The sequence below is a fragment of the Carnobacterium sp. CS13 genome (genome assembly GCF_016653495.1).
Lineage (GTDB): Bacteria > Bacillota > Bacilli > Lactobacillales > Carnobacteriaceae > Carnobacterium_A > Carnobacterium_A antarcticum.
Genome location: NZ_CP067364.1, coordinates 2,135,840 through 2,162,521, shown reverse-complemented (window position 1 = coordinate 2,162,521; position 26,682 = coordinate 2,135,840). Strand labels below are relative to the sequence as shown.

Below are 26,682 nucleotides of genomic sequence, written 5' to 3'. Positions count from 1 at the left end.
GTTTAACACTTTAAGATTTGTTAAATTTTTTAGAATGAAAAAGACAGACATCCTCTGGTAGATTGTTAAAGTTATCTTTAGATTGTTTTCAACCAGTTGTTTTTTTGTGCTATTTGAACTATTCTTTTAATAGCATCATAAGAGAAAGAAAACTGGTTGTTATAAAGTTAGCGCAAAACGCTTATTTTTGTACCTCATAAACTAACAGACATGAATAACAAAGTAGTGGAGGAGAATTTTTTTGAAAATAGGGATTGATAAAATCGGGTTTTATACCCCTCATTTATATGTTGATATGAAAAAACTAGCAGTTGCTAGAGAAATAGAGCCTGAAAAGTTCACTATTGGCATTGGCCAAGAAAAAATGGCTCTAGCTCCACTCACACAAGACGCGGTTACATTGGCAGCAAACGCAGCTTTAAATATATTAGATGAAAAAGATAAAGAGAAAATTGATTTGGTTATTTTTGGTACAGAGTCTGGTATTGATCATTCAAAAGCTGCAGCCATTTATGTGCATCATTTATTAGGGCTACGTTCCGAAGCTCGTGCGTTTGAAATCAAACAAGCTTGTTATGGAGCAACTGCTGGGATTCAAATGGCAAAAGGACATATAGCGTTAAATCCAGAAAGCAAAGTATTGGTTTTGGGATCAGACATTTCAAGATACGGTTTAAATACTTCAGGAGAAGCTACACAAGGAGCTGGAGCGGTTGCTTTAGTGATTAGCGCTGAACCTAGTATATTAGCATTTGAAGAACAAAGTGCGTATGTGACTGCTGATATCATGGACTTTTGGCGGCCTATCTATTCAGAAGCAGCTTTTGTTGACGGCAAATTTTCAAACGAACAGTACATCCAATTTTTTGCAACAGCTTGGGCCCAGTATAAAGCCAAAACCAATCTAGCCTTAAAAGATTTTGAAGCGATTTGTTTCCATTTGCCTTATACGAAAATGGGACTAAAAGCCCTGAAACCTGTTTTGTTAGAGGAAGGTTCAGCTGCAGACCAAGAACGGCTGCTGGCCAATTATCAAGTAAGCACGGGTTACAACCGAGTAGTAGGAAATATCTATACCGGCTCATTGTACCTCAGCTTGCTATCTTTGCTTGAGCAGCAAGAGGACTTAGCCGATGGAGAGAGAATCGGTTTATTCAGCTATGGTTCCGGCGCAGTGGGTGAATTCTTTACTGGTATTTTACAACCTGGATTCCGTTCGCATTTAAACGTGGTACAACATATGGACTTGCTTTCATCAAGAGCAGAAGTAAGTGTTGCGGAATACGAAGCTATTTTCCAACAAACACTGCCGATAGATGGAACAACGGTTGAATTGGATAATACTAATGACCCAGCAGAAATTTATTTAGCCGGCATGACGAATAATATGCGTCAATACATCAATAAACAAACTGAAGATTCTATTTACTCTTAAATTAAACCAGCATCCTTCGAATAAGAGGGGGTGCTATTTTAATTGTGGTACAATATTTGACGTTGGTGAGTGAAAACTTGCTAACGTCTTTTTTCACTTCAACAATTTTAGTCATTGATTTTCCCTCGATAGCACAGACATCGTGCAAACCGTATAAGTGAGATCTGAGTAAAGCATATGTAGTATGTAAATCTCATTTGAGTACTGCAAGGACATGAAAACTCTGTCGATAAGGTAGGCAAACTCCATTTGAGTACCGTAAGGACATGAAAACTCTATCGATAAGGTAGGTAAACCAAGTTAAAGATGCTATGCTTTTCGGCTAAAGCAAAAAGCCCTGCGCTTCTTACTGAATAAAGTAAGAAACGCAGGGCTTTTTAGGCGGATACTCGGTTAAGGGACATTGTTTCCCGCTACACGGTAAATTTCATACCATTCTTCACGAGTCAATCTGACCTCAGAGGCTTTGACGTATTGTTTCAAACGTTCAGGAGTCATCGTTCCTACAATCGTTTGAATATTAGCAGGGTGACGCAAAATCCAAGCGATAGCCGTTGCAGAATTATCTAAACCATGCCGCTCACCAATTTCTTTCAATGTGGCGTTGATTTCTGGATACGCATCGTTATCAACAAATACTCCTTTATCAGCTTTGACAGGGGACCAAGCTTGAATCGTCATATCTTTAAGGCGACTATAATCTAAAACACTGCCATCACGATCAACGGCACCATTAAATTTGGTGTTGACGTTGATACCAGCATCGATCATTCCAGTATGCATGACGCTTAATTGCAGTTGGTTAACGATCAAATCCTGTTTAACAGATTTTTTTAACAAATCAATTTGCATGAGATTATGATTGCTGACGCCAAAGTGGCGAACTTTGCCGCTTTGTTCTAATTGATCAAAAGCTGCTGCTACTTCTTCGGGTTCGACTAATGCATCTGGACGATGCAGCAAAAGAATATCAAGATAGTCGGTTTTTAGTCTTTTTAAGCTGTCGTCTACTGTTTTCAGAATGTGTTCTTTAGAAAGGTCATAGAATCCTTCGCGAATCCCAGTTTTGCTTTGGATAATGATGTTGTCTCGAATCGAAGAGCGTAAATTTAGAGCCGTAGAAAAAACTTCTTCTGATTGGCCTTTGCCGTAAATATCTGCATGGTCAAAAAAGTTTACGCCTAAATCTAATGCGTTTTGGACGACTTCAGTAGCTTCTTGGGTAGACAAACGATTCATGGACATGCAGCCTAAAGCCACGTTTGATACTTGTAAATCACTCGTTCCTAAGGTTATTTTTTTCAACTTTTTTCGCTCCTTTGATTGATTATAGAAACCGCTAACACATTACGAAAACGATTTGGGTTTAGTATAACACTGGTCCAAAAATAATTCTCTTAACTTCTCTTTAAAACGAATCATTGCTGAATTCAGCAATGACTTAAGGTTTTATTTCCATTCATTAAAAGAGAACTAATAAGATTGATTCGCAGTATGTTTGTGGATGTAGCGGGTTACCAAATCATCAAACTTTTGGATTAACGTTAATACGATAGGATCTTCGGTAGAGCGTAAAACCAATTCATCGATTGTGTGGATAGGCAAAACGTTGTTTCCGGTACCCGTGATAAAAGCTCCATCGATTTCATCCAGCTGAGCTGCAGGAAGATGCTCCTCAACGACTTTCCAACCTTGTGTTCGACAAATTTCCAATACTTTTTTACGGACGATCCCAAGTAAGACGTTTTTTGCGGGAGAAGTATAAAGCTGTCCATTTTTTACGATAAAGAGATTTGAGCGGCTTCCTTCAGTGACATAGTCAGACTGGTCAACCAATAAAACTTCATAAGCATTTTTTTCTTCGCGTGCTTTTAAAACTGTTTGTTGATAGTCTGCTCGTTGGAGTTTGATGGTCGGATCTTGCCGCTCCAATTTCAATAAGCTGGTATGGATACCCGAAACATAAGATTCTTTAGGCGGATAAACGCTCTTAGTGAAGAAAATCAACAGCACTCCTTCTTTTTTTTGATTCCAAATGATTTTGATGTTTTGGTTTTCAACGTCGTTCAAAGAAATAAGACGGTAAATGCGTTGCCATAAAATGTCATCTGAAACGGTTAACGGCATGCCGACAGAAGCTGCAGAACTTCTGAGGCGTTCAAGATGGTCTTCTAAGAAAAGCGGAATTCTTTGTTGGACACGAATAACCTCATAAACACTTTTTCCTTCTAATTGTTGAAAAACTTCTAACTCTTTTGTAGACATTTGTTGATCATTTAGGAAATAACTCGTTTGTTCAACTGTTTCCATCATCATTCCTCCTCGTAATAGTAACACTTATTTCATTCACTCATGAGTTCATCGTTCTTAATCTATTGTAGTTTTAATAACCCTGTGTTAGCAAGCTTTAGTTAGCAAGTGACTTCATTCAATGGTTTCACGTATAATAGAAGAAACAATAGAAGCAAGATCGATCATTTGCGGGAAAAGGACGTGTTCATTTGTTTACTGATATTCAAAAACGATTAGCTGAAAGAGAGCCGAAACCACTTGGGAAACAACGGTATTTCTCTGTTTTGCTGCCGATTATCATGGTGGCAGGCGTTCCTAACCTATTATATGAAGTCCGCAGTCAACACATTTCTCAACCTGGTGAAACCTCTTTTCCAGGCGGAGCAGTAGAAGCTGGTGAAACTTATGAAGCAGCGGCTATTCGGGAAACGATGGAAGAATTGAATCTTCCGTTTGACTGCATTCATATATTAGGTGAGATGGATTATATCGTTAGTGACCAAGTTGTTATCCGTTCTTTTGTGGCTGAACTAAAGGATGTTCAACTTGAGGACATCGTATGCAACGAAGAGGTAGAAGAAGTATTTGCGATTCCATTAGACTATCTATTAACCCATAAACCAACCTATTACACGGTCAGTACTAAATTAGAACATCCAGAAAATTTCCCATATGAATTAATACAAGGAGGGGAAAAGTACGATTGGAAGTCCGGGCACCAAGCCATTGCTTTTTACCATTTGGAAAATCACCAATTATGGGGATATACGGCTGGGTTAACCGCCCGGTTTATAGAATTGCTTAAACTGGAAAATCCAATAGAATGAGGAAATAGGCAGTAAAAGAGGGCTCTTTATCAAATCGTGTTGGTGTCTCTTAGACTGAAATTTCCTTCGGAACTTACGTGTTTGCTTGTAGAAAGCCATGGGACCGCCTGGAGCCCCCTTTGGGTCTCCAGGTTTTCAAGCCTACAAGCAGCCACTATTCCTCCGAAAATTTCAAGATTGTAGTATATAGTCAGTTCACTTACCGACACCCAAAATGATAGAACCTAAAAAAGCAGCTAAAAAGGTCTTTAGCTGCTTTTTTCTGCTTATAGTATTTGAGTTAGATAGACTGTACCTTTTCAGTTGCCTTATTCAGGAATATCCCTTTGCTGATCTGTTCCAGGGGAAGAAGGCATGCTCGGATTATCGATTGGATGATCCCCGCCGAATGTACCGTCAGATTCTTCGAGAGGAATACCATCTACGGTGGAAGATTTTTCATCGTTTTCAGCAGTTGGCACATCTGAGTGAGCTGCTGAAAATTCGCCGACATTCGGAATTGTAGCATCGGTATGGCTTTGGATCGGATCGTGGTTTGTTCTTCTAGTAGATGGTGTTTCCTCGCCGTTTAGAATTTCTTCAACGAGAATCACATACCCACCATGTTTAATCGTTTTATTGTAGCGTTCGGTTGTAGCGTCATCTAAATTGTATTTTCCAAGTGGGTTTTCTGGATCGCCATCTGTAAAGATATCTCTTGCTCTGTCCCACACAGATTTATGATCTTCTTGGGTGACCGTATCCACATCAGCAATCGTCAAGCTTTCGATAGTGCCTTTATTTTCTTTGTAGGTTACTACAGTGATATCATCGGCTGCATAACCTTCGACTAACAAATGTTCCACTTCAGCAGCTGCTTCTTCTACGGATTGATAAGCGCCTTTAAATTTTTTCGGCATACTATTTCCTCCTCATGACTTTTAGTTTTTACATTATTATCATACCAAATAAAGAAAGCGCACCCAAACATAAAGGCTTTTGCAAATTAAGACGGAGAAATGGAAGCGTATCGCTAGACATTTTTCTTCGTTCAGATTACACTGATTATAAAGTGATAACCACTTTAATAAAAGTATAGGAGGAAGAAGAATATGGCTCAAACGAACACTGAAGTACAAGAATTGTTAAACGATATGGTAGCATCTCATGGGGTATTTATTACGAAACTGTATCAACATCATTTTTATGTACAAGGACCTCACTTCTTTACGCTTCATATAAAATTTGAAGAACTTTATAAAGAAACAACTGAACACTTTGATGAATTAGCAGAACGCTTGATTGCGATCGGCGGCAAACCTTACGCTACGTTAAAAGAATTTTTAGAACACTCTGCTATTGAAGAAAAACCGTATACAGAAAAAGTACCTGCAGAAGAAATGGTGGCTTCTACAGTAGCCGATTACCGCATTCTTTGCGATAATTTAGAAGCTGGTATCAAATTGACTGGCGAAGCCGGAGACGATGTCACACAAGACTTATTGATTGCTTACAAAACAGGCGTCGATAAAAATATCTGGATGCTCCAAGCTTTCCTTGGCAAAGACCCATTAGAAGGCAAATAAAACTTGAACCTTTACTGTTATTAAAGCAGCTGGCTATTTGTCAGCTGTTTTTTTGATGCAAGACAGCAAAGGAATTGAAAACGCAATCGTATCAATTGAATTTTCACATCCTGATTAGTATACTAGTAATTGTACAGACCTTTTGTATTCTATTAAAACTAAGGAGTGGTAAAGTATGAGCAAATTTGTAAAAGGAAGCTATACATCTGTTTCAGAAGCCGAAAGTGCTATTGATGGGTTAGTTGCTGAAGGATACTCGAAAACAGACATCACATTAGTTACGAATAAAGACATGAGCAGTTCTGTTGAAAATGAAGGTGTCGATGTTAAGACTGATACTGATGCCAATCGCGAAGACGAATCTTTTTGGGAAAAAATTAAAAATGTTTTTACTGTGAAAGATTACGATGAATCAGATGATGTGTTGGCAGGCTATCAAGATGATATTGCTAAAGGAAACATCGTTCTTTTAGTTGATGGTGATGAAAACAGAGAAAACACGCTTGATATGGATAACGACACAACCATGACACCGCCGATAGCAGGGGTAAACGAACCTGTGGGTACAACGGATTTTGTTAATCCTGCAATGGGAGCAGACAGTTCGCTGGGAGTTAACCCTTCACTGAATGCAGCAGCCGGAACGATGGGCACCGACGATACGCCGCTGCCGGATGATACCGACCTTGAGGCGGCTGATTTAACGGCTGCACCTCTAACCGATGTTGAGGATCATGCTGGTCATACAAATGAAGACAAAGAAAAAATTCGCTTACAAAAAGAAAAATTAGATGTGCATACCAATGAAGTTCAAACAGGTGAAGTTCATGTAGATAAAAAAGTGACTGAAGAAACCCAAACTGTGGATGTCCCAGTCAAGCATGATGAAATCACGGTAGAACGACACCCGGTCGCTGAAGGAGAAACGGCTGCTGGAGAGGCAGACTTGAAAGACGACTCCTTCACGATTCCTGTCAAAGAAGAACAAATCGAAGTTCACAAACGCCCAGTAGTGACAGAAGAAGTTGAGATCGAAAAAGAAACAAAAGAAAATATGAAACAAGTTTCAGAAACGGTTCGAAAAGAAGATTTGGACATTCACACAGACGGAGATGTTGAAATCGAAGATAACGATAAAAAACCGACTGATCGTCCTTAAGGAACGTTCAGTGGTTGGACGAAAAGCAACGTTAGGCTGAAAAAATAGAAAGTTTAACTCAAAAGGCTAAGCAAAAGGAGTAAGATTCTTTTTGTCTTAGCCTTTTTTTGAGGCTTGAATCCTTTTCAAGGCGGCAGATACATTTATTTCACTTACCAATATCAAAAATGATAGAGCTTTTTTGGTATGCCGTTTGTGGTTAAGAGGCCGTCAAAAAGCTTCAGCATATAGCAGATGCACACTCATTTATCAGCAGCAGTTTTTTTCAACAGCTTTTTCCAGCTCTAGTCCATTGCCCTGTAATGATGGTATACTATTTAAGCAGTGTTAATGAAGGAGGAGAACTTGATGGCTAGAGAAAAGAAATTTTCAACTGAAGACATTTATCAAGAAGCTCATTCGCTTTTAATGGCGGTTGGCTATGATAAGTTTTCATTTGGGTTATTGGCAAATTCATTGAGCGTTTCGCGAGCCGCTATCTACAAATACTATACTAATAAAGACGAATTGATTTACGATTATATGATTTCTGAGATGGAGAAAATGGTAGACGATCTTGAGAAATTGGACTGGTTAACCGATTACCCAGCACAGTTTCAGCAATTATTCGCCTTAATTTTTGAGTATGGGGATGTCCATCAAATTTCGTTTATGATTCCCAATAAACAAATAGCAGACGATGAAAAGATGAAAGAAAAGAAGCAACGATCCCAATTGCTTCATAAACGTTTTTTTCAGCAAATTCAATCATTTATCCAAACGGGACAAACTAATGGGTACATTAAAAAAGATATTCCGAAAAGTATCATTATTGAACTTATTTTCCATAGCGTAACAATCCCTGATCGTGTGGGGTTATCACAATCAGAAAGGGCCTATTATCTGCAAGAAATCATTTGCCAAGGAATCTTTGAAAAATAAAGGTGACACAAGTGTAACTTTGAGTTAGAATAGAGTTACAACTTGCAAGTTAGTTTATTTGAAAAGAGGCTATACTAAATGTTTTTAGCATTAAAAGAATTGACGTACTCGAAAGGTCGGTTCATGATGATCAGTTTGATCATCATGTTGATTGCTTGGTTAGTATTTATTTTAGCGGGCTTAGGCAACGGATTATCAGATTTAGGAGCGGCCACATTAAAATATGCTGATGTGGACTATGCTGTCTTTGAAGAAAAGTCTGATTTTGCTTTTTCTAAATCAATGCTGCCTGAATCATTAGCAGATGACGTGATGGAAGAAAAAGGAGTAGAAGCGGTCGCTCCAATAGGAACAGCATCTGCTTCAGTCCGTAAAACTGGCAGCGAACAATCAGAAGCTGCAAAAGTCGATGTTTTACTGGCAGGCATTCGCCCAGATTCTTTTATGGAACCTAAAGTTACTTCAGGTAATGCACTACAAGCCGACGACCCTTCAGGTGTGATCGTAGATGACTCTTTGAAAAAAGATGGTTTTCAAATAGGCGATACCTTAACCATCAGCGGCTCTGTTGAAGAACTGACTATCGTCGGGTTTACTAAAAATCAAACGTTGAGTCATCAGCCCGTTGTTTTTACATCATTAGAGAAGTTCCGTATGTATAAATATGCTGCTCCAGGTTCGGATAACGGCATTAAAGATGTCGTGAATAGTGTGATGGTTCAAGGGAAAGATGTCGATCCTGAAAAACTTGAACAATCGATCGATGGCATTGAAGTTGGGACTAAAAAAGAAACCATCAATGCAGTACCAGGTTATACAGCAGAAAATGGAACCATTATGATGATGTTAGGTTTCTTGATCGTCATTTCAGCAATTGTGATTGCCGTTTTCTTCTATATATTAACCAATCAAAAAGCTCACCAATTTGGAGTGATGAAAGCTATCGGCGCAAGCAACTGGTTTGTGATCAAATCTGTGATTTCGCAAGTCTTTAGCTTATCATTGATCAGTATCTTGATTGGCGTGGGATTGACTTACGCAACAGCGGCTATTTTGCCTGATTCCATGCCCTTTAATTTAGAAGGACAATTGGTCGTTACGTATAGTTTGATTTTATTGTTGATCAGTGTGGCCAGTTCGTTGTTTTCTGTATTGAAAATTGCCAAAATTGACCCACTAACAGCTTTAGGGAGGGTGGAATAATGACAGGATTACAATTAATCAATGTTTCAAAACAATATAAAGAAGGCGAATTTAAGACGACGGCGTTGAATCAAGTCTCTTTAACAGTGGAGCCGGGCGAGTTCGTTGCGATCATCGGTCCTTCAGGTTCTGGAAAAAGCACCTTTTTATCGATTGCCGGTGCTTTATTGCAACCTTCCCAAGGTGATGTTCTGATCAACGGGGTCAATATCTCAACGTTAAAAGAAAAACAATTATCGGAAATCCGTTTGAATCAAATCGGATTTATTTTACAAACGTCAAATCTTATTCCTTATTTAACGGTTTTAGATCAATTGCTGGTAGTGAAGAAAATGAAGGGTTCTGTTGCTGCAAGCGACAAATCCTATGCAGCAGACCTATTAAAAGATTTAGGCTTAGAACACAAACTCAAAAAATATCCCAATGAATTGTCTGGCGGAGAACGGCAAAGAGTAGCAATCGCTCGTTCCTTTATGAATGATCCGGATATTATTCTGGCAGATGAACCAACGGCTAACCTAGACACCAATAGAGCTTATGAAGTGGTGAAGTTAATCGCTGAAGAAGTTAAAGCTCGGAATAAAGCGGCGATCATGGTAACACATGATGAACGAATGTTAGTAGATTGTGACCGCGTCTTTCGAATTGAAGATGGTTTGCTGACACAAGCATAAGAAACAATTTTGAAAAAAACGATTCATCGTTAACTAGTGACGAATAAATTTCTATGGTAAGATACTGTAATGGATTCTTGGCTTTTTATAAGCTTGAGAGAATCTATTGCAGTCTTATTATAAGGAGTTGGAAAACAATTGGGAAAGAAGAAGTTGGGTTTGGTGCCCAAGCTTTTATTAGCTATTATATTAGGTATTATTTTCGGACAACTGTCGATGCTGCCTGATTTTGTTATTCAGATTGCCGTAACGATTTCGAGTTTATTCAGCAATTTTTTGTCTTTTATTATTCCATTAATGATCATCGGGTTTGTGGTTATCGGCATTGCTGATTTGGCACAAGGGGCCGGTAAATTGTTAGGCGTGACCACGCTGATCGCTTACAGCTCTACGTTGTTGGGAGGGTTCGCAGCTTATTTTGTGGCTACCCATCTATTTCCTTTGTTTATTAATAGTGATCTCAGCACAGCGATACAAGGAAGTGCTCCAGGATTGGAGCCCCTGTTTACGATACCTTTAGAGCCGATGCTGGATGTAACTTCAGCGATTGTTTTTTCTTTTATGTTTGGCATCAGCATTTCATGGATGAGAAGCCAAAATAAAGGGGAAACCATGTACCATTTATTTGGTGAATTTAACTTGATCATTACTAAGGTCTTGAGCACAGTTGTGATTCCAGGGTTGCCATTTTATATTTTTGGGAATTTTGCAAATTTAAGTTATGCTGGTTCTGTATTCACTATTTTATCTGTTTTTTGGAAAGTTTTTGCGTCTGTGATTGCGATGCAGCTCACTGCAGTGGCTTTGTTTTTTATTATTGCTGGTTTGTATGCCAAAAAGAATCCCTTTACTTTGATGAAGAATCAAGTGCCGGGGTATGTGACGGCTATTGGAACCCAGTCCTCTGCAGCAACGATTCCAGTAAATCTTGAAGTTGCTAAAAAAAATGGGGTGTCCGCTCAAATCCGTGAATTTGTGATTCCTTTAGGTGCCACGATTCATTTATTGGGCAGCATTATTACCATCATTTCCTGCGTAACAGCTGTGTTGCTGATGTATGATTTGCCGCATCAATTCGGCATGATAGCTGGTTTTGTTGCTATGTTGGGCATTGCGATGGTGGCAGCTCCTGGAGCACCTGGCGGCGGGATCATGAGTGCTTTACCCTTTTTGACTATGGTAGGAATCGATCCCACAGGCACAATCGGAAATCTGTTGGTAACTCTGTATCTGACACAAGACAGTTTTGGAACAGCGGCCAATATCTCAGGAGATAACGCTATTGCTGTTATCATAGACAAAATCTACCATAAGTATATTTTACAAAAAAACGACTCTGTTTCCGTTTCTGTGGAGAATGAGTCATAAAAAATGGAACTTTTGAAACACATAAATTATGTGGGATAGAGAGGGAACGGAACAGCTTAGTTACTGTATTATTTCTCTTATTTGAGGTATAATTTAGAACAATCTGCTTTGTTCACCATATTATTAATTGTAATTATGACTAGAAGGATTATAATGTAAAATAGAGTTTAAAATTATATGAGTTAAAAGATCTTAATAAATAGAAACATTAAGGTTAGAAAATTGGAGGAGGTTTTTTAAGTGAGCTTTGATATTGTTTCACTTGCTCGGTTTCAGTTCGGTATGACAACAATTTTTCACTTTTTCTTTGTTCCCTTGTCAATCGGATTAGGATTATCTGTTGCTATTATGGAAACAATGTATGTCATCAAAAAAGATGAAATGTACAAAGATATGGCGAAATTTTGGGGAAATATATTCTTGTTAAGTTTTGCAGTTGGGGTAGTGACCGGTCTGATCCAGGAGTTTCAGTTTGGAATGAACTGGTCGGATTACTCTCGTTTTGTTGGAGATATTTTTGGATCATTGTTGGCCATGGAAGCTTTGATGGCGTTTTTCTTGGAATCAACTTTTATCGGCCTATGGATATTCGGCTGGGACAAATTCAGCAAAAAAGTTCATGCTTTGTTTATGTGGCTAGTTGTTGTAGGAGCGATGTTATCAGCTTTTTGGATCTTAGTAGCGAACAGCTTCATGCAACACCCAGTCGGCTATGAAATCAATAATGGCCGGGCCGAATTAAACGATTTTGGGTTATTGTTATCCAATCCGAAAGTTTGGTATGAATTTACACACGTATTGTTTGGGGCAGTCTTGCTTGGCGGATTCTTTGTAGCTGGACTTGCAGCGTTTAGATTGATTGCTAAAAAAGATATTGAATTCAACAAGAAATCTCTAAATTTGGGATTGATTATTGGTTTAGTCGGAACAGTTTTATCTATTGGTGCTGGAGATTTGCAAATGAAAGCATTGGTAGAAGATCAGCCAATGAAATTTGCTGCAACTGAGGGTCTCTATGAAGACTCAGGAGATCCCGCTTCTTGGACTTTAGTAGGTTGGCAAGATACAGACAAAAATGAATCTGTTTGGACACTTGAGGTTCCTTATATGTTAAGTATCTTATCTTATAATAAACCTGAAGGCAGCGTTCGGGGAATGAATACGATCAATCAAGAATTAATTGCTGAATACGGCGATAGAAATTATTATCCGCCCGTTAAAACCATGTTCTGGAGTTTTAGAATCATGGCCGGCAGCGGAGCATTCTTGGCGTTAATAGCTGTAGTAGGTTTATGGTTCAGCAAACGCAAAAAAACGTTATGGGATATGAAGTGGTTGCTGTACATCATTGGTTTCAGCATGTTTATTCCCTTTATTGCAAATACAGCTGGTTGGTTAGTGACTGAATTAGGACGTTATCCGTGGACTGTTTACGGACTATATACAATTGCCGACAGTGTTTCGCCGAACGTTTCTGCAGCTTCATTGCTGACAAGTAATATTATTTACTTCTTGCTGTTTTCTATTCTTGGAGGCGTTATGGCTTACTTTGTAAGAAAAGAAGTAAAACATGGACCGTATCATATTCAAGAAAGCGAAAATGAAATCAACAGAAAAAATGATGACCCGTTTGAAAAGGAGGCGTTTAAATAATGGCTGATATGAGTGGATTACAATTCTTTTGGTTTCTATTGATTGGTGTGTTATTTGCCGGCTTCTTCTTCCTTGAAGGTTTCGATTTCGGTGTAGGAATGTCGACCCGTTTACTAGCGAAAGACAAAGCCGAACGTGAACAGCTGGTTGGAACGATTGGACCCGTTTGGGATGCCAATGAAGTTTGGCTGATCACTGCTGCAGGAGCAATGTTTGCGTCTTTTCCACATTGGTATGCATCTTTATTTAGTGGGTATTACCTTATTTTGCTGACTATTTTATTCGGTTTGATTATCCGAGGAGTTTCTTTTGAATTCCGGAGCAAAATGGAAGGACAAAAAGGACGTGAGCTATGGGATTGGACGTTATTTATTGGAAGCGTCATTCCTCCGTTCTTCTTTGGCTTAATGTTCACAAGTATGGCTGCGGGTATGCCGATTGATGAAAAAGGCAATATGGTCGCAACTTTTACAGATTACTTTACGCCATTTTCAATTATGGGAGCCTTGGTCTTAACACTGCTGTGCTTCTTGCATGGTTTGAACTATATCGGTTTAAAAACTATTGGAGATGTGCATACACGAGCGATCGAGTATGCGAAAAAATTGTATATCGTGCTGTTCGTAGGGCTGGCGGCATTTGTAGCCTTGCTTTATGTATCAACAGACTTCTTCGAACTCCAAACGACGGCAACGACTGTAATCGTCGCGTTGATGGTTGTGTTAAGTATTTTAGCAACTTATGGAGTATACAACGGAAAAGAATTTTTAGCTTTTTTCACTAGTGGTTTTACGATCATTAGTTTAGTTGCTTTGTTATTCTTTGGTTTATTCCCGCGTGTGATGGTCAGTTCGATTGCTTCAGCAAATGATATCTTGATTGTTAATGCTTCAAGTACACCATATACACTGAAAGTAATGACTTGGTTGTCATTGACGGTATTGCCATTTGTGTTGGCTTACCAAGGATGGACGTATTATGTATTTAAAAATAGAATCAAGAAAGATGACGTGGTGAAATATTAATTATGATGGATAAACGTTTAATGGGTTTATCTGGCATGAAAAAGATTATGATATTGCTTGCAGGGATTTCTTTCCTGCAAGCTTTTATGATTATTTTTCAAGCTCGATTTTTAGCCCTTTCAATTACCGGTTTATGGAACGGTGAAGGATTAGCAGCGCAAACTCAAGCGATACTAGTCTTTTTCTTAGCTTTCGTAGGCCGTCATTTTTTAACTTTGATACGCGAACGCCTGCTTGATAAGTTTGCTTATCAAAAAGGGAAAGAATTAAGAAAAGAATTATTGAATCAAGTTTTTTCTTTAGGGCCAAAATTAGTGCAAAAATCGGGCACAGGAAACGTCGTTACAATGGCTTTAGAAGGCATTCGTCAAGTGGAGAACTACATTACGTTGTTTCTTGCTAAAATGATGAATATGATGATCATTCCTTGGCTGGTGTTAATTTATGTTTTCACACTAGATATAGATTCAGGCATTACAATGATCGTTGTTTTTCCGATCATCATTCTTTTTATGGTGATTTTAGGCTATGCGGCTCAGGGGAAAGCTGACCGGCAATACGCTACGTATAAAGTGCTGTCGAATCACTTTGTTGATGCTTTGCAAGGTTTAGAAACATTGAAATTATTAGGGTTGAGTAAACGATATAGCAAGAACGTTCATAATGTTAGTGAAAGTTATCGCAAAGCTACGATGAGCACATTGAAAGTAGCGATCATGTCTACTTTTGCATTAGATTTCTTTACAACATTGTCGGTAGCTTTGATAGCTTTAATGCTGGGGCTGCAGTTATTAGAAGGAACCATGTTGCTGCTGCCGGCTTTAACCGTGCTAATCTTAGCGCCAGAGTTTTTCTTGCCTGTAAGAGAGTTTTCTAGTGATTACCATGCAACGTTGGATGGGAAAAATGCGATGGGAGCTATTTTAGATATTTTAGAAGTTGACGTTCCGACGAATACAGAAGTCTTGACAGCCGAAAAAGCAAATTGGGACGAAACGAGCGAATTGGTTATCAAAGACTTAAACGTCACTCATGATAAGCAGCATCAAAATGCTTTGTCTGATATCAATTTTAGCTGGAAAGGGTACGGAAAGATTGGTTTGATCGGAGCAAGCGGTTCAGGAAAGTCTTCTTTTATTGATACGATTGGAGGATTCCTGCAACCGAGTGAAGGAACGGCTATTGAAATAAACGGTGTGGAAGTGCCGCATTTTTCACAGCGAAATTGGCAAAAAGAAATTATTTACATTCCGCAAAAGCCCTATCTTTTCCACGATACATTAGCGAATAATATTCGGTTTTATATGCCGGAAGCAAGCGATGAAGCCGTCTTACACGCTGCTGAAAAAGCTGGTTTGTCTGGATTCATTGAAGAGCTGCCTAAAGGGTTAGCGACTTTGATTGGAGAAAGCGGACGAATGATGAGTGGCGGACAAGCGCAACGGGTTTCGATTGCTCGAGCATTCCTTGATCCCGAACGAAAAATTTTATTGTTTGATGAACCCACGGCTCATTTGGATATTGAAACAGAAGTGGCTTTAAAAGAAAGTATCTTGCCATTGATGGAAAAACATTTAGTCTTCTTTTCAACTCACCGGTTACATTGGACAAATGAAATGGATTATATTTTAGTGCTGGATCATGGTCGAATAGTCGATGCAGGGACTCATGAAGAATTGCTGGCTGAAAATGGAGCTTATGTGGATTTAATGAATCAAATGAGGGGGGAGAAGCCGCATGAATAAAAATAAGTTAACTGAAATGCGCGCTACTTTCGCCAATGATACCTGGGTAAAACCATTTATGGCGAAGTACCGGAAGTTATTGCATCTAGTTTTGTTTTTAGGGTTTATGACTTTATTTAGTGCAAGTGCGTTAATGTTTGTTTCAGGGTTCTTGATCAGCAAATCTGCTAGTATACCTGAAAACATTATGCTGGTTTACGTACCGATTGTTTTGACCCGTGCATTTGGGATCAGTCGTCCCGTTTTTCGTTATATCGAACGATTGACCAGCCACAATTGGGTCTTGAAAATGACATCTGATTTACGCCTCAAGCTGTACCGTTCGCTTGAGCAAGATGCTGTATTTATTAAGAATAAATACAAAACAGGGGATATCTTAGCCGTATTGGCAGAAGATATCGATCACATTCAAAATCTTTATTTAAGAACGATTTTCCCTATTTTGATTTCTTGGGGCATTTACATTGCTGTGATTATTGGGTTAGGTCTATTCTCTCTTCCCTTTGCATTGTTAATGATGCTGATGTTGGCAGTTGTAGCCATCTTATTGCCGCTTGTTTCTTTGCTAGTTAATGGAGCAAGAATGGCTGCGCAAAAAACAGCCAGAAATGGCTTATATGATCAATTGACCGATGCTGTTTTAGGAGTTGGCGATTGGTTATTCAGCGGACGGAAAAACGATTTTCTGAAAAGTTATGAAAGCAGTGAACAAGCTGTCCGGGAAGAAGATTACCGAATCAAACGTTTTGATCGAACACGTGATTTTCTGCTGCAAGTTACATTTGCTATTATTGCAGTTGCTGTTTTGATTTGGACAAGTACTGTTTTTCAGGGTGAACAAGGTGGAGCAGCCAATTGGATCGCTGCATTTGTTTTAGCTGTTTTTCCTTTAGTCGATGCGTTTGCGACGGTTCCAAGCGCTGCTTCAGAATTAACGATTTATGAAGATTCGGTCAAACGCATGAATGCTTTGCCTAAAATAAAAGAAGACGAGTCTGACGATTCATCACATGCGATTGCCATTGCTGAGTTAAATGAACAGTCTTTCCGAGAAATACGGATGGATCAAATTTCATTCTCTTATGAAACAGGTTCAAAGTTGATTGTGGATGAGTTCACGCTTGCGATTCCAAAAGGCAAAAAAATAGCTATTTTAGGAAAGAGCGGAGCAGGAAAAAGCACCATTGGAAAAATGCTTCGAGGCGATTTGATTCCACAAAAAGGCAGCGTCACTTTAAACGGTGTGCCAACGAGTGAACTTGGAGATGACATTTCGAAATGGGTCGGGGTTATCAACCAAAACCCGCATCTGTTCGATACGTCTGTCTTAAACAATGTTCGTTTAGGAAATATTGAAGCGAGTGATGAAGCAGTTATCGAAGCTCTTTATCAAGTAGGACTAGGCGACATGATAGCTGCTTTGCCAGAAGGATTCCATACTTCTGTAGAAGAAGCAGGTGGACGCTTTTCGGGTGGAGAAGGGCAACGCTTAGCGTTGGCTCGAATCTTGCTTCAAGATACGCCTATTGTGTTGTTAGATGAGCCAACAGTCGGTTTGGACCCTATTACGGAACAAATATTGTTGGATACACTCTTTACTGTTCTAAAGGACAAAAGCATTATTTGGATCACCCATCATCTTCAAGGGGTGGACCAAATGGATGAAGTTGTATTTATTGAGAATGGGAAAATTGAAATTCAAGGAACACCACAAGAATTATTAGCAGAAAATGCACGCTATCAACGTCTCTATCGTCTAGACCGAGGAGAGTAAGCAAAAAAGCGGGACCCTATCAAAACGATAGGGTCCCGCTTTTTTAATAATCTCGGTGGAGAAGTTGTTGAGTCAACTGGTAAAGAACGGCTTTTTCAGGACGTTCCGGTAAAAGCCGGATGGCTTTTAATGCTTTATCGGTATAGCGTTTCGCTAATTGTTTAGCTTCTTCTACACCACCGTATTGACTAACCAAATCAGAAACGATTTGAACATCTTCATCAGACATATTCGGACCTTTCGATAAGAAGGGGTCGAACTTTTTTTTGTTTCCTCTTAGTGCCAAAATAAGAGGAAGCGAATAAACGCCTTGTTTCATATCTTCTAAAACAGGTTTTTTTAACGATTCACTATCTTTAGTGTAATCTAAAATATCATCTAATATTTGAAAAGCAATACCAATATTGTGGCCGATATGCTGGCTGCTGGTTGTAACGGCTAGGTTAGCTTGACCGATTTTAGCACCTTGAAGACAGCTTAAAGAAAAAAGCTGGGCTGTTTTCCCAGTAATGTTCCTGAGGTATTGCCGCAAAGTAATTTCGGTATTGTAGCGTAGATGCATTTGATCCAGTTCACCAAGTAAAATGCGTTTCATCACAAAAGCGTTCATCCGAATAGTGGAGAGAGATTCGGTTGAGTCTGCAATTAAGCCGAAATAGACAGCAAATAAAAAATCTCCAGTATAAACAGCAATATCTTTTCCATACTTTGATTGAACTGTCGGACTGCCGCGTCTAGTAGGAGAGTCGTCAATGATATCATCATGTACCAAGGTAGCCATATGCAAAATCTCTAATGAGGCTGCGGCATGGGTGATTTGTTTGTGATTTTGTGTTTTGGTGTTTCCAAAACGGGAGAATAAGATGAAGTAAGCAGGTCGTAAAAGTTTTCCGCCCGAACGCAGTAAGTCAAAGATAACCTGTTCAACTTCCTTGTTTCGTATATGAACCTTTTTTTCCATCACTGCATAGCTTTCAGCTAATTCGTCTTTAATTTCTGGGAAATCATCCCACATAGAATGAATCGGCATAGCTGTATCCCTTTCAAGTAGAATCCACGATCCTATTTTTAAATTTTGACTATAATACTGATTATATCACAAACCTGAATTTTATCGTATGGTTAAGTTTAAGTCAATAAAGTTCAGCAAAAAAGAAAATTCAGAAACTCTGTGAAATTTAGAAATGAAGAAAGAAAATCTGCTGTTTTCTCTTGACTTTTTTATGGTTGAGGCGCATAATTGCACGGTTGTAAATGATATGTAACTGTAAAGAACAACCTGTTAAATTGAACTTTTTTACCGTCTAAGGCTGCTTATAAGGGAAAACTTTAGCTAAACACGTGAAAAAAATACGAAGAAATAAGCAGTTCTTCAAGGTGATTCATTGGTGTAGTGAAAAATTGAACCATTTACGAGTTTGTGAAAAGTTCGTTTTTAAGGATTTAATTAGAAATCTCGTTTAAAAAAACGTTTTCTTTCCTGCAAGAGGTTTAATGATTGAAATTAGTTCTTATATGCAGTACAGTAGGCTTTATGCGGCTGTCTTTGGAGGGCCTTTTTGTGGCGAGGTTGACTTTAAGAATCTCTGATCTGTAAGAGAAAAGTGAACAAGAGAGCATGGTTGATGACAAATTGATATAATTAAGGGGATGAGTCGTTGGGAAAAAGGTGAAATAAGTTACATGAATTGCCTTTTGTTTAATTTAGATCGTTTCAGTACGGGTGCGCCTTAACTGAATAAGCGCAAATGAAGCTTTCTTAGCTACCCAAATGAAACTTGTACTTTTAATTCCCTAGTGAAAAATCGAATAGGGTGTCAAGGTTCTAGACTCACAAAATGAAGAGATTTGGTTTTAGTGAGTCATGAGAATGGTTAATTTAGACATGTTCGTCTAAAAAAATGGAAATTGAAATGAAAATAAAGAATGTGGATAAAGAAAGTGAGAGAAAGAATATGAGCAAAACAAACGTTGTTATTTTAGGTGCAGGTTATGCAGGACTTAGAGCTTTGAGAAGTCTTCAAAGCAAACGATTAGATATAGATATCACTCTTGTGAATAAAAACGAATACCACTATGAAGCAACATATCTACACGAAGTAGCCAGCGGAGCGCATGCTGCTGAAAGAATCAGCTACCCAATCAAAGATGTTGTAACCCCAAAACGAACTAATTTTATTCAAGACACTGTTGTAGTAGTCAATAAAGACGAAAAGACAGTTGAATTAGAAAAAAACGGCACTATTTCATTTGACTATTTGATCTTAGCACTAGGCTTTGAATCAGAGTCATTTGGAATCAAAGGTGTTGACGAGTTTGGTTTGCCGATGGTCGATATTGAAACGTCAAAAGCAGTTGACGAACACTTACGGAAACAATTCGAAAAATACAATGAAACAAAAGACGAATCTTATTTAAGCATTGTCGTTTGTGGAGCAGGGTTTACAAGTATTGAATACATTGGAGAATTAACGCTTCAAATGCCGAAATTGGTCAAACAATATAATGTACCGGCTGAAAAAATACAAATCACTTGTATTGAAGCGATGTCTAATTTATTGCCAATGTTCGATAAAGAACTATCTGACTACGGTATCGAAATATTGAAAAAACGCGGTGTTAAATTCTTTGTTGGAACGCCGATCAAAGAGCTTACAGCTGACACTGTAATCTACGAAGAAGCTGGAGAATTAAAATCAGTTAAAGCGAAAACGATTGTTTGGACAACTGGAGTTCGCGGCAGCAGCATTGTCGAACGCTCAGGTTTTGAACAAAGACGTAACCGCGTAATGGTAGAAAATGATTTAACGGCTCCAGGTTATCCAGAGATCTTCATTATTGGAGACTGTTCAGCCGTAATGGATAGTAAAACCAACCGTCCATTCCCGCCAACTGCTCAAATTGCTTTGAAACAAGGAGTCAGCGCTGCTAATAACCTAGAAGCCAAATTGAAAGGAACTGCCATCAAACCATTCACATTTACTTCTTTAGGAACAGTTTGTTCTATCGGCAATACTGAAGCAATCGGAGAAGTTATGGGCCGCAACTTAAAAGGCTACCCAGCATCGGTTATGAAAAAAATAATCGGAGACCGTTCGTTAATGATGACAGGCGGAGTGGGAATCACTGCTAAAAAAGGCCGTTTTGACTTTTTCCGTTAAACTGACTAGAAGAATCTAAAAAACAAAAAAGTCACCCGTCATATAGCGGGTGGCTTTTTTTCTATCTAAAAATCGTTTGAAAACAGCGTTATCCAAGGTCTTTTCCTATAAGCTCTTCAAATAAGTCATAGATTTTTTTATTAGCTTTTTTTAACGAAATAGGACGATAATCTTTATCTAAAAAACAATGATTGCTTTTTCCAGCAGCTTTTAGTTCGCCAGTTGCTTTATCGGTGATTTGATAAGAAATGGTCATTCTGATGCCATTAAAGGTTTCTACTTTTGGTAAGATCAAGACCGTTTGGTTGTAGCGCACCATTGATTTGTAATCACAAGAAATAGCTAATACAGGAACGATGATGCCTTCTTTTTCCATCTGATCGTAGCCAAACCCCACTTCATCCAGCAAGCTGGTTCTTGCTTCTTCAAACCAACGAATGTAATTTGAGTGGTGAATAATGCCCATTTGATCCGTTTCATAATATTGTGCTTTGTGTTCGTATTGAGATAAGTTCTTTTTCACAATGTGAACCTCACTTTAATCTAGTTAGTTTTTTCAGGTATCAAGCAAAAGAAGACAAACGAATCGCTTAGGTAGAAGCAGCTTCAGACATTAATTGCGGCAGGTACCCTGAAGAGATCCGTGCTGCTAGCTGTGATTTTGTCTGTTCATCTGTGAAAGCATAAGCGAGTGCATCTAAATTTATTTTTTGCATCAAAGCATAATCCAATCCGAAATGGTTGTGCAGCAGTAAGTACTCGTCTGTCAAAGTTGTATTGGAAACAGTCCGATTATCGGTATTGATGCTGACTTTTAATCCAGCATCAATAAATTTTCTGAAAGGATAGTCTTCCCAGCTGTTAACGGTTTTTGTTTGCAAGTTGCTAGTTGGACAAATTTCGAGTAAAACATTTTTATCTATGCAAAACTGAATCGTTTCTAGACTGTCCTTAACGGCTATCCCATGTCCAATTCGAACGGCTCCTAAAAGAATCGAATCGCGTACATTTTGTGCACATCCACATTCACCAGCATGAGTGGTGATCGGAATCGCATATTTTTCTCCAAGCTGGAAAAAATCCTCAAATTCAGCCGGAGGATAATCTTTTTCATTTCCGGCTAAATCAATCCCAGCAACTCCTTTTTTTAGGAATGTTCGTGCCGCTTCCACTACTGAAAGATTATCTGCCAATGGATAGCCGCGCATGCCGCACAACAATAAGTTGCTTTTGACATGAAAGTTTTTTTCAGCTTTAGCCAACCCTTTTAGAATGGCTTCAATAACAGCGTCGCAACTCAAACCATTTCGAGTAGACAACAAGGGTGCATAACGAATCTCAATGTAAAGGATATTTTCCTCCGCAGCTTGTTCAACCACATCATATGCAGCTGTTTCCAGCGCTTTTTCAGTTTGGAGACAATCTAATACGGGATCAAAACAAGTTAAGTACTCTTCTAAATTTTTGCACTCTTCTGGCGCTTGCAAAAGCTGCTTCAGTTCTTGTTCTCCTGAGGGCAATGGGTATCCTTGTTCCTCGGCAATTTTTCTTAAGGTAGCAGGACGAATTGAACCGTCAAGATGGCAATGCAATTCAATTTTAGGTAATTTTTTTAATATAGCGTGTTGCATGAAGTCACTCCTGACACAAAGATAGTGGGTTTGAGAAAGGCTATGTACTGATTTAAAAAAAACGATTTACTGGGAAAGAATGGTTTAAGAGGCATTATAGCATAGTTCAGCTGTTTTGTGTGCACATATGCAATTGCTGTTCAAAATCATAAAAATTAAAAAAGAAAGCCCAGAGCAGAAACAGCTTAGCTGATTTTTCTCTGGGCTTTCAATGATGAGTAAGTAATGAAGAATCAAACTTCTGTAAGTGCCAGTAGTTCATTGGGACTTTCTTGAACAGAGGCTAAGTATCCATATAATGAACCGACATATACGGAACGGAATATAGGCAAAGCTGCCAAATCTTGGGGAGTGACAAAATGGATTTCTTTTTGAAAGTCGTAAATGGTACTTTCATCTAATAAAGTAGCAACAAATTGAGAACAGAAAAAAGCATCATTGCGTTTAAAATCGATTTTAAGTGCTAACGTTATAAGTCCTAATAAATTATAATGGTACATATTTTTCGTTTGTTCGTAATACTGAATCAAATCGGCGATCAGCGCAAATTGTTCAGCGGTCACATCACAAGAATGAATACTGCATTGTGCTCGTAGAAAGTAATCCCGAGATAAATCTTCTTGAATAAAACCGGCATTAAAGGGATTGCGAGGACGTTTGCGTCCGAAACTATAGATATCCTTTAAAGTCGGGTCTAACGCAAGCGAAGCATGATTGTATTCAGCTCTAGTATAAAGCTTGATTGTTCTGGAAAATAATGTATTTGTATCTGTTAAAACGAGATAAATTTTCATAAAAAAACCTTCTTTTCTTAATTTCACAACCGCATCGAAACTCACTAAGGTAGAAATGAATCGATCCTACTAACTAAAAATTATAAGTTCATTCTAATCTCACTATCAGGAATCAGCAGAAGCCTTGTTTTAGTATACACTATCCCATTTTTTTTACCATAGTTCTTTAGACGGAGAAGAGAATAAAACAGCAGCCGCCGACCGGAATCCACCCAACTTTATCCATAATTGTTTTTTTCTTTGAAACTATTTTGGACGGCTGTTTTTCCGCATAACTGTAAAGGAACGTTAACCTGCAAGGGGTATTGTTTGCAAAAATAAAAAAAAGAGTATAATATAGAACTTAGCAACGGAGTTTTTAATCTGTTCGCCATTTATTTTTAATGTTATTTGAAAGGAAGGTTGGAAATGAGCCGAAAAAGGAAAATTCCAATTGTGAGTGCCGCAGATGAAAATTATGCACCGTATCTGAGTGTAATGATGATGAGTTTGCTCGAAAACTTAGCAAATGACGTTGAAGTGACGTTTTACATTATCGATGACCATATCTCGGCGGATAGCAAAGAAAAGTTGAACCAAGTAGTTTCCAATCAACCAGCTACTATTAGCTATTTAGAAGTGGATTCCGACTTGTACGCAGATGTGTTAGAGAGTGATCATATTACTCAAACTGCTTACTACCGCATCTCTTTACCTGATTTACTAGCAGATAAACATTATGAAAAAGTCCTTTATATCGATTGCGATGTTTTAGTGCAAGCAGATATTTCGGAACTATACGATACAGACATTGGCGATAACGTCATTGGCGCCGTTATCGATCCAGGACAAGCACTTGTTTTAGGCCGGTTAGGAGTTGAAACAGAAGATTATTACTTCAATTCAGGACTGATGCTAATGGATTTAGATAATTGGCGAAAAGCGAATATTACAGAAAAAACACTAACTTTCTTACAAGAAGAAGATGAAAAAATTATTTATCATGACCAAGATGCATTGAACGCGATTGTTTATGAGAAATGGTTTCCGCTTCATCCTAAATGGAACCTCCAAACGTCTTTATTATTCGAAAGACATCAACCGCCAACAGAACAATATGCGAAATGGTACAAAGAAGCCATTCAAAAGCCCTCAATCATTCACTTCACTGGCCATGATAAACCTTGGAATTCAGAGGAATATCATCCTTACACTGAACTTTACCTAGAAGAATTAGCGAAATCACCGTTTCATTTAAAAGAAACTGAGAAAGAATCAACTAAATAATAATTAAAAAAATTATTTTCTAAAGATTAAATAAGCCTCGTTTTAGAGGCCTTTCTTTAATGTACGTTCATTTTAGAAAGTATGATTTTTTTGAAGGAGGAAGCATTATGTTTGATTCAAAAAATATAACGATTGTGTCATCCAGTAATGAAGCTTTTGTGCCGCACTTAGCTACGCTTTTTCTTTCACTATTAGTCACGAAAAAGCCCGATACGACGCTGCATTTTTATGTGATCGATGACAATATTTCATTAAACTCAAAATTTTTATTAAACCGAACTGTGAATAAATACAATGCTCGGATCAGTTATTTAACGATTGATGCCTCAGAATTTGACAATGTGGTAGAAAGCGATCGTATCCCTAAAACTGCTTATTACCGCATATCGATTCCAAACCTTTTAAAAGACACGCCGCGTGCCATTTACCTTGATTGCGATATGATTTGTCTAGAAGACATCCAAACGCTGTGGGAGCTCGACTTGGGCGAAAACTTGCTGGCAGCTGTGGAAGATTCGGGCTTCCATGATCGGTTGAATTTGATGGGGATTCAATGCAAATCGGATACGTACTTTAATTCAGGGATGATGGTAATGGATTTAGAAAATTGGCGTAAAGAAAAAATTACGGAACAAGCCTTTGCGTTTATCGACAAGCACCCTGATTTATTGCGTTTCCATGACCAAGATACTTTAAATGCGATTTTACATGACCGGTGGTTGGAATTGCATCCTCGCTGGAATGCTCAAACCTATTTGATGTTGGAAGAGAAAGAACATCCAACTGCTCTTGGACAATCCCAATGGGAGGAAGCGAAAGCTGATCCAGCTATCGTCCATTTTTGCGGACATGAAAAACCATGGCATGAAAATTCTGTTCACCCTTACCGGGAAACGTACTTTGCCTTACGCAATCAAACGACCTTCCCAGTTGCTGCTCCCGCAAAAGATGTCAAACAGGTCAAATAAACGGCAAGCTAGTTTTTTTGATGGATAACTAAAAAAATGGAGCTGAGATCAATGTCCCAGCTCCGTTTTTTATATGAAGGATTTTAAAAAAATAAGTTCTAAAAAACAAGCACCAAAAAGTACAATGAAGCTTTGAGATCTACCAAACGCATGGCAGCTTAAAGCGGTCATGCGTTTTTCAATTCAAAGGACAGTTCTTAAGCAGTCTTTAACTGCTTTTTTGTAAAAAGCTAGAGGGTGGTTGGCCGTAATATTTTTTGAACAGCTTGCTGAAATATAAAGCATCCTCATAGCCAACCAAATGAGAAATTTCTTTAACGGTGATGTCTTTTTCAGTTTCCATTAAAGCTTTTGCTTGGTTTAAGCGGATTTTAATCAAATGATTGATTGGAGAATCACCTGTTTCTTCTTTAAAGATACGAGAAAGATTGGCGGGGCTGATAAAGTGTTCTTGAGCTAAGCTGTTTAAAGTAATGTCTTCTATATAATGGCCTTCCAAATAGAGAATGATCTCGTTGACGATTTGTTGTTTTTCCTGTTCTTCGGCTGTTAGCGCCGACATTAAATGGTGTGCGGAAAGAGTATTCTTGTCTCGTAACAAAAACACGATGAGCCTCATAACTAACGTTTTTAGCATCAGTTCATAACCAGCCTGACTAGTTGAACGTTCTTTAATGATCTCGCGACAAATAGCAAAAAAATCTTTGTTGTAGTCGTTCAATCGAATGATTGGAGATTCAACGGGAAAATAGTCTTTTGGGAAACGATCTAAATTTACATTGCGAAAACCGATATGGATTTGAGTGTTTTCTACCCCTGCTGGAGCTTGTTCATGGTGACTGACGCCGGGATTGAATAATAGAATCGTTTCTTCTTTTAAATGAACTTCTTGGTTTTCAATCGTATAAAAAGTTTCGCCTTCAACAAGGATCGACATTTCTAAGAAGTCATGATGGTGTTTTTTACTCGTTGAAGGGCCAGTGGTAGTGACATCAAAAACATATAAAATTTCAGGGTTAAACGTTTTTACATTCATTTTCAACATCTTTTTACCTCCCAAATCAACACGTACTGATACTCAAGATTATAAGGTATCTAGAAAGGCAGCGCAATCATTCAGCTTTACACCATCTTAAGCATAATGGAGGGTTCGTTATTTACTCCATCTATTTTGAGAAAAATGACCATTCTTTTTAAAAGGAGTTTCCCTTATGCTTAAAT

The 26,682-nt window shown here is 38.4% G+C and carries 23 protein-coding genes; 15 read left to right on the top strand and 8 right to left on the bottom strand.

Features of this window, described 5'->3' with window-relative positions:
- The first annotated feature begins 241 nt into the window (after nt 1–241).
- Nucleotides 242–1,435, top strand: a complete 1,194-nt coding sequence (locus JHE06_RS10165) for a hydroxymethylglutaryl-CoA synthase (protein ID WP_058919243.1) — start codon at nt 242–244, stop codon at nt 1,433–1,435.
- A 393-nt stretch (nt 1,436–1,828) separates the two neighbouring features.
- Here the strand turns inward: JHE06_RS10165 and JHE06_RS10160 are convergent, their stop codons facing one another.
- Both JHE06_RS10160 and JHE06_RS10155 read right to left on the bottom strand, forming a co-directional pair.
- On the bottom strand, nt 1,829–2,740 hold the full coding sequence (locus tag JHE06_RS10160; RefSeq protein WP_201088682.1) for an aldo/keto reductase: 912 nt from the start codon (nt 2,738–2,740) through the stop codon (nt 1,829–1,831).
- A gap of 168 nt (nt 2,741–2,908) precedes the next feature.
- Nucleotides 2,909–3,745: an aminotransferase class IV gene (locus JHE06_RS10155; RefSeq protein ID WP_058919241.1), complete on the bottom strand. Its 837-nt coding sequence runs from the start codon at nt 3,743–3,745 to the stop codon at nt 2,909–2,911.
- A gap of 191 nt (nt 3,746–3,936) precedes the next feature.
- On the opposite strand from JHE06_RS10155, the gene JHE06_RS10150 reads away from it, so the two are divergent.
- Nucleotides 3,937–4,554: an NUDIX hydrolase gene (locus JHE06_RS10150; RefSeq protein ID WP_058919240.1), complete on the top strand. Its 618-nt coding sequence runs from the start codon at nt 3,937–3,939 to the stop codon at nt 4,552–4,554.
- A 308-nt stretch (nt 4,555–4,862) separates the two neighbouring features.
- On the opposite strand, the gene JHE06_RS10145 is transcribed toward JHE06_RS10150, so the two are convergent.
- On the bottom strand, nt 4,863–5,453 hold the full coding sequence (locus tag JHE06_RS10145) for a general stress protein (RefSeq protein ID WP_058919239.1): 591 nt from the start codon (nt 5,451–5,453) through the stop codon (nt 4,863–4,865).
- Nucleotides 5,454–5,645: 192 nt separating this feature from the next.
- Here JHE06_RS10145 and JHE06_RS10140 point away from each other — a divergent pair, with 192 nt between their 5' ends.
- The 10 genes from JHE06_RS10140 to cydC all read left to right on the top strand — a co-directional run bounded on the left by JHE06_RS10140 (nt 5,646) and on the right by cydC (nt 17,641).
- The gene (locus tag JHE06_RS10140) at nt 5,646–6,119 is read left to right on the top strand and encodes a Dps family protein (RefSeq protein ID WP_201088681.1); all 474 of its coding nucleotides are present in this window, start codon (nt 5,646–5,648) and stop codon (nt 6,117–6,119) included.
- A gap of 175 nt (nt 6,120–6,294) precedes the next feature.
- The gene (locus JHE06_RS10135) at nt 6,295–7,278 is read left to right on the top strand and encodes a DUF2382 domain-containing protein (RefSeq protein ID WP_201088680.1); all 984 of its coding nucleotides are present in this window, start codon (nt 6,295–6,297) and stop codon (nt 7,276–7,278) included.
- Between the two features lie 348 nt (nt 7,279–7,626).
- A complete protein-coding gene (locus JHE06_RS10130; RefSeq protein WP_058919236.1) occupies nt 7,627–8,199 on the top strand; it encodes a TetR/AcrR family transcriptional regulator in 573 nt (190 codons plus the stop codon).
- Between the two features lie 78 nt (nt 8,200–8,277).
- Nucleotides 8,278–9,402 (top strand): ABC transporter permease, encoded by a 1,125-nt coding sequence (locus tag JHE06_RS10125; RefSeq protein ID WP_201088679.1) that lies wholly within the window; start codon nt 8,278–8,280, stop codon nt 9,400–9,402.
- Entirely contained in the window at nt 9,402–10,076 is a 675-nt protein-coding gene (locus JHE06_RS10120) for an ABC transporter ATP-binding protein (protein ID WP_058919234.1), read from the top strand. The genes JHE06_RS10125 and JHE06_RS10120 overlap by 1 nt, the downstream gene beginning before the upstream one ends.
- A 138-nt stretch (nt 10,077–10,214) precedes the next feature.
- Nucleotides 10,215–11,444 (top strand): dicarboxylate/amino acid:cation symporter, encoded by a 1,230-nt coding sequence (locus tag JHE06_RS10115; protein ID WP_058919233.1) that lies wholly within the window; start codon nt 10,215–10,217, stop codon nt 11,442–11,444.
- Nucleotides 11,445–11,684: 240 nt separating this feature from the next.
- Nucleotides 11,685–13,097 carry a cytochrome ubiquinol oxidase subunit I gene (locus JHE06_RS10110; RefSeq protein WP_058919232.1) on the top strand — a complete coding sequence of 471 codons (1,413 nt, stop codon included), beginning with the start codon at nt 11,685–11,687 and terminating at the stop codon, nt 13,095–13,097.
- Between the two features lie 8 nt (nt 13,098–13,105).
- On the top strand, nt 13,106–14,122 hold the full coding sequence (gene cydB / locus JHE06_RS10105) for a cytochrome d ubiquinol oxidase subunit II (RefSeq protein ID WP_058920273.1): 1,017 nt from the start codon (nt 13,106–13,108) through the stop codon (nt 14,120–14,122).
- A gap of 2 nt (nt 14,123–14,124) precedes the next feature.
- On the top strand, nt 14,125–15,867 hold the full coding sequence (cydD, locus tag JHE06_RS10100; RefSeq protein ID WP_201088678.1) for a thiol reductant ABC exporter subunit CydD: 1,743 nt from the start codon (nt 14,125–14,127) through the stop codon (nt 15,865–15,867).
- On the top strand, nt 15,860–17,641 hold the full coding sequence (gene cydC, locus JHE06_RS10095; RefSeq protein WP_201088677.1) for a thiol reductant ABC exporter subunit CydC: 1,782 nt from the start codon (nt 15,860–15,862) through the stop codon (nt 17,639–17,641). Before cydD ends, cydC begins: the two co-directional genes overlap by 8 nt.
- Before the next feature lie 43 nt (nt 17,642–17,684).
- Here cydC and JHE06_RS10090 read toward each other — a convergent pair whose 3' ends face one another.
- Nucleotides 17,685–18,671 carry a polyprenyl synthetase family protein gene (locus JHE06_RS10090; protein WP_201088676.1) on the bottom strand — a complete coding sequence of 329 codons (987 nt, stop codon included), beginning with the start codon at nt 18,669–18,671 and terminating at the stop codon, nt 17,685–17,687.
- Nucleotides 18,672–19,596: 925 nt separating this feature from the next.
- Between JHE06_RS10090 and JHE06_RS10085 the strand changes: the two genes are divergently transcribed.
- The gene (locus JHE06_RS10085; protein ID WP_058920271.1) at nt 19,597–20,802 is read left to right on the top strand and encodes an NAD(P)/FAD-dependent oxidoreductase; all 1,206 of its coding nucleotides are present in this window, start codon (nt 19,597–19,599) and stop codon (nt 20,800–20,802) included.
- Nucleotides 20,803–20,890: 88 nt separating this feature from the next.
- Here the strand turns inward: JHE06_RS10085 and JHE06_RS10080 are convergent, their stop codons facing one another.
- The 3 genes from JHE06_RS10080 to JHE06_RS10070 form a co-directional block, all read right to left on the bottom strand.
- Nucleotides 20,891–21,325 carry an acyl-CoA thioesterase gene (locus tag JHE06_RS10080; RefSeq protein ID WP_201088675.1) on the bottom strand — a complete coding sequence of 145 codons (435 nt, stop codon included), beginning with the start codon at nt 21,323–21,325 and terminating at the stop codon, nt 20,891–20,893.
- 67 nt (nt 21,326–21,392) lie between these two features.
- Nucleotides 21,393–22,433: an adenosine deaminase gene (gene add / locus JHE06_RS10075; protein WP_201088674.1), complete on the bottom strand. Its 1,041-nt coding sequence runs from the start codon at nt 22,431–22,433 to the stop codon at nt 21,393–21,395.
- 233 nt (nt 22,434–22,666) lie between these two features.
- Nucleotides 22,667–23,227, bottom strand: a complete 561-nt coding sequence (locus tag JHE06_RS10070; protein WP_201088673.1) for a hypothetical protein — start codon at nt 23,225–23,227, stop codon at nt 22,667–22,669.
- A gap of 408 nt (nt 23,228–23,635) precedes the next feature.
- Here JHE06_RS10070 and JHE06_RS10065 point away from each other — a divergent pair, with 408 nt between their 5' ends.
- On the top strand, nt 23,636–24,493 hold the full coding sequence (locus tag JHE06_RS10065; protein WP_082664203.1) for a glycosyltransferase family 8 protein: 858 nt from the start codon (nt 23,636–23,638) through the stop codon (nt 24,491–24,493).
- Between the two features lie 107 nt (nt 24,494–24,600).
- The gene (locus JHE06_RS10060) at nt 24,601–25,461 is read left to right on the top strand and encodes a glycosyltransferase family 8 protein (protein ID WP_201088672.1); all 861 of its coding nucleotides are present in this window, start codon (nt 24,601–24,603) and stop codon (nt 25,459–25,461) included.
- Between the two features lie 208 nt (nt 25,462–25,669).
- On the opposite strand, the gene JHE06_RS10055 is transcribed toward JHE06_RS10060, so the two are convergent.
- On the bottom strand, nt 25,670–26,506 hold the full coding sequence (locus tag JHE06_RS10055; RefSeq protein ID WP_201088671.1) for a helix-turn-helix transcriptional regulator: 837 nt from the start codon (nt 26,504–26,506) through the stop codon (nt 25,670–25,672).
- Nucleotides 26,507–26,682 lie beyond the last annotated feature (176 nt).

Bases quoted from the DNA above. Each gene is read 5' to 3' on its own strand.
- JHE06_RS10155 (WP_058919241.1), bottom strand. From the start codon at position 3,745: ATGGAAACAGTTGAACAAACGAGTTATTTCCTAAATGATCAACAAATG.
- JHE06_RS10145 (WP_058919239.1), bottom strand. From the start codon at position 5,453: ATGCCGAAAAAATTTAAAGGCGCTTATCAATCCGTAGAAGAAGCAGCT.
- JHE06_RS10140 (WP_201088681.1), top strand. From the start codon at position 5,646: ATGGCTCAAACGAACACTGAAGTACAAGAATTGTTAAACGATATGGTA.
- JHE06_RS10135 (WP_201088680.1), top strand. From the start codon at position 6,295: ATGAGCAAATTTGTAAAAGGAAGCTATACATCTGTTTCAGAAGCCGAA.
- JHE06_RS10130 (WP_058919236.1), top strand. From the start codon at position 7,627: ATGGCTAGAGAAAAGAAATTTTCAACTGAAGACATTTATCAAGAAGCT.
- JHE06_RS10125 (WP_201088679.1), top strand. From the start codon at position 8,278: ATGTTTTTAGCATTAAAAGAATTGACGTACTCGAAAGGTCGGTTCATG.
- JHE06_RS10120 (WP_058919234.1), top strand. From the start codon at position 9,402: ATGACAGGATTACAATTAATCAATGTTTCAAAACAATATAAAGAAGGC.
- cydB (WP_058920273.1), top strand. From the start codon at position 13,106: ATGAGTGGATTACAATTCTTTTGGTTTCTATTGATTGGTGTGTTATTT.
- cydD (WP_201088678.1), top strand. From the start codon at position 14,125: ATGATGGATAAACGTTTAATGGGTTTATCTGGCATGAAAAAGATTATG.
- cydC (WP_201088677.1), top strand. From the start codon at position 15,860: ATGAATAAAAATAAGTTAACTGAAATGCGCGCTACTTTCGCCAATGAT.
- JHE06_RS10090 (WP_201088676.1), bottom strand. From the start codon at position 18,671: ATGCCGATTCATTCTATGTGGGATGATTTCCCAGAAATTAAAGACGAA.
- JHE06_RS10085 (WP_058920271.1), top strand. From the start codon at position 19,597: ATGAGCAAAACAAACGTTGTTATTTTAGGTGCAGGTTATGCAGGACTT.
- add (WP_201088674.1), bottom strand. From the start codon at position 22,433: ATGCAACACGCTATATTAAAAAAATTACCTAAAATTGAATTGCATTGC.
- JHE06_RS10070 (WP_201088673.1), bottom strand. From the start codon at position 23,227: ATGAAAATTTATCTCGTTTTAACAGATACAAATACATTATTTTCCAGA.
- JHE06_RS10065 (WP_082664203.1), top strand. From the start codon at position 23,636: ATGAGCCGAAAAAGGAAAATTCCAATTGTGAGTGCCGCAGATGAAAAT.
- JHE06_RS10060 (WP_201088672.1), top strand. From the start codon at position 24,601: ATGTTTGATTCAAAAAATATAACGATTGTGTCATCCAGTAATGAAGCT.
- JHE06_RS10055 (WP_201088671.1), bottom strand. From the start codon at position 26,506: ATGTTGAAAATGAATGTAAAAACGTTTAACCCTGAAATTTTATATGTT.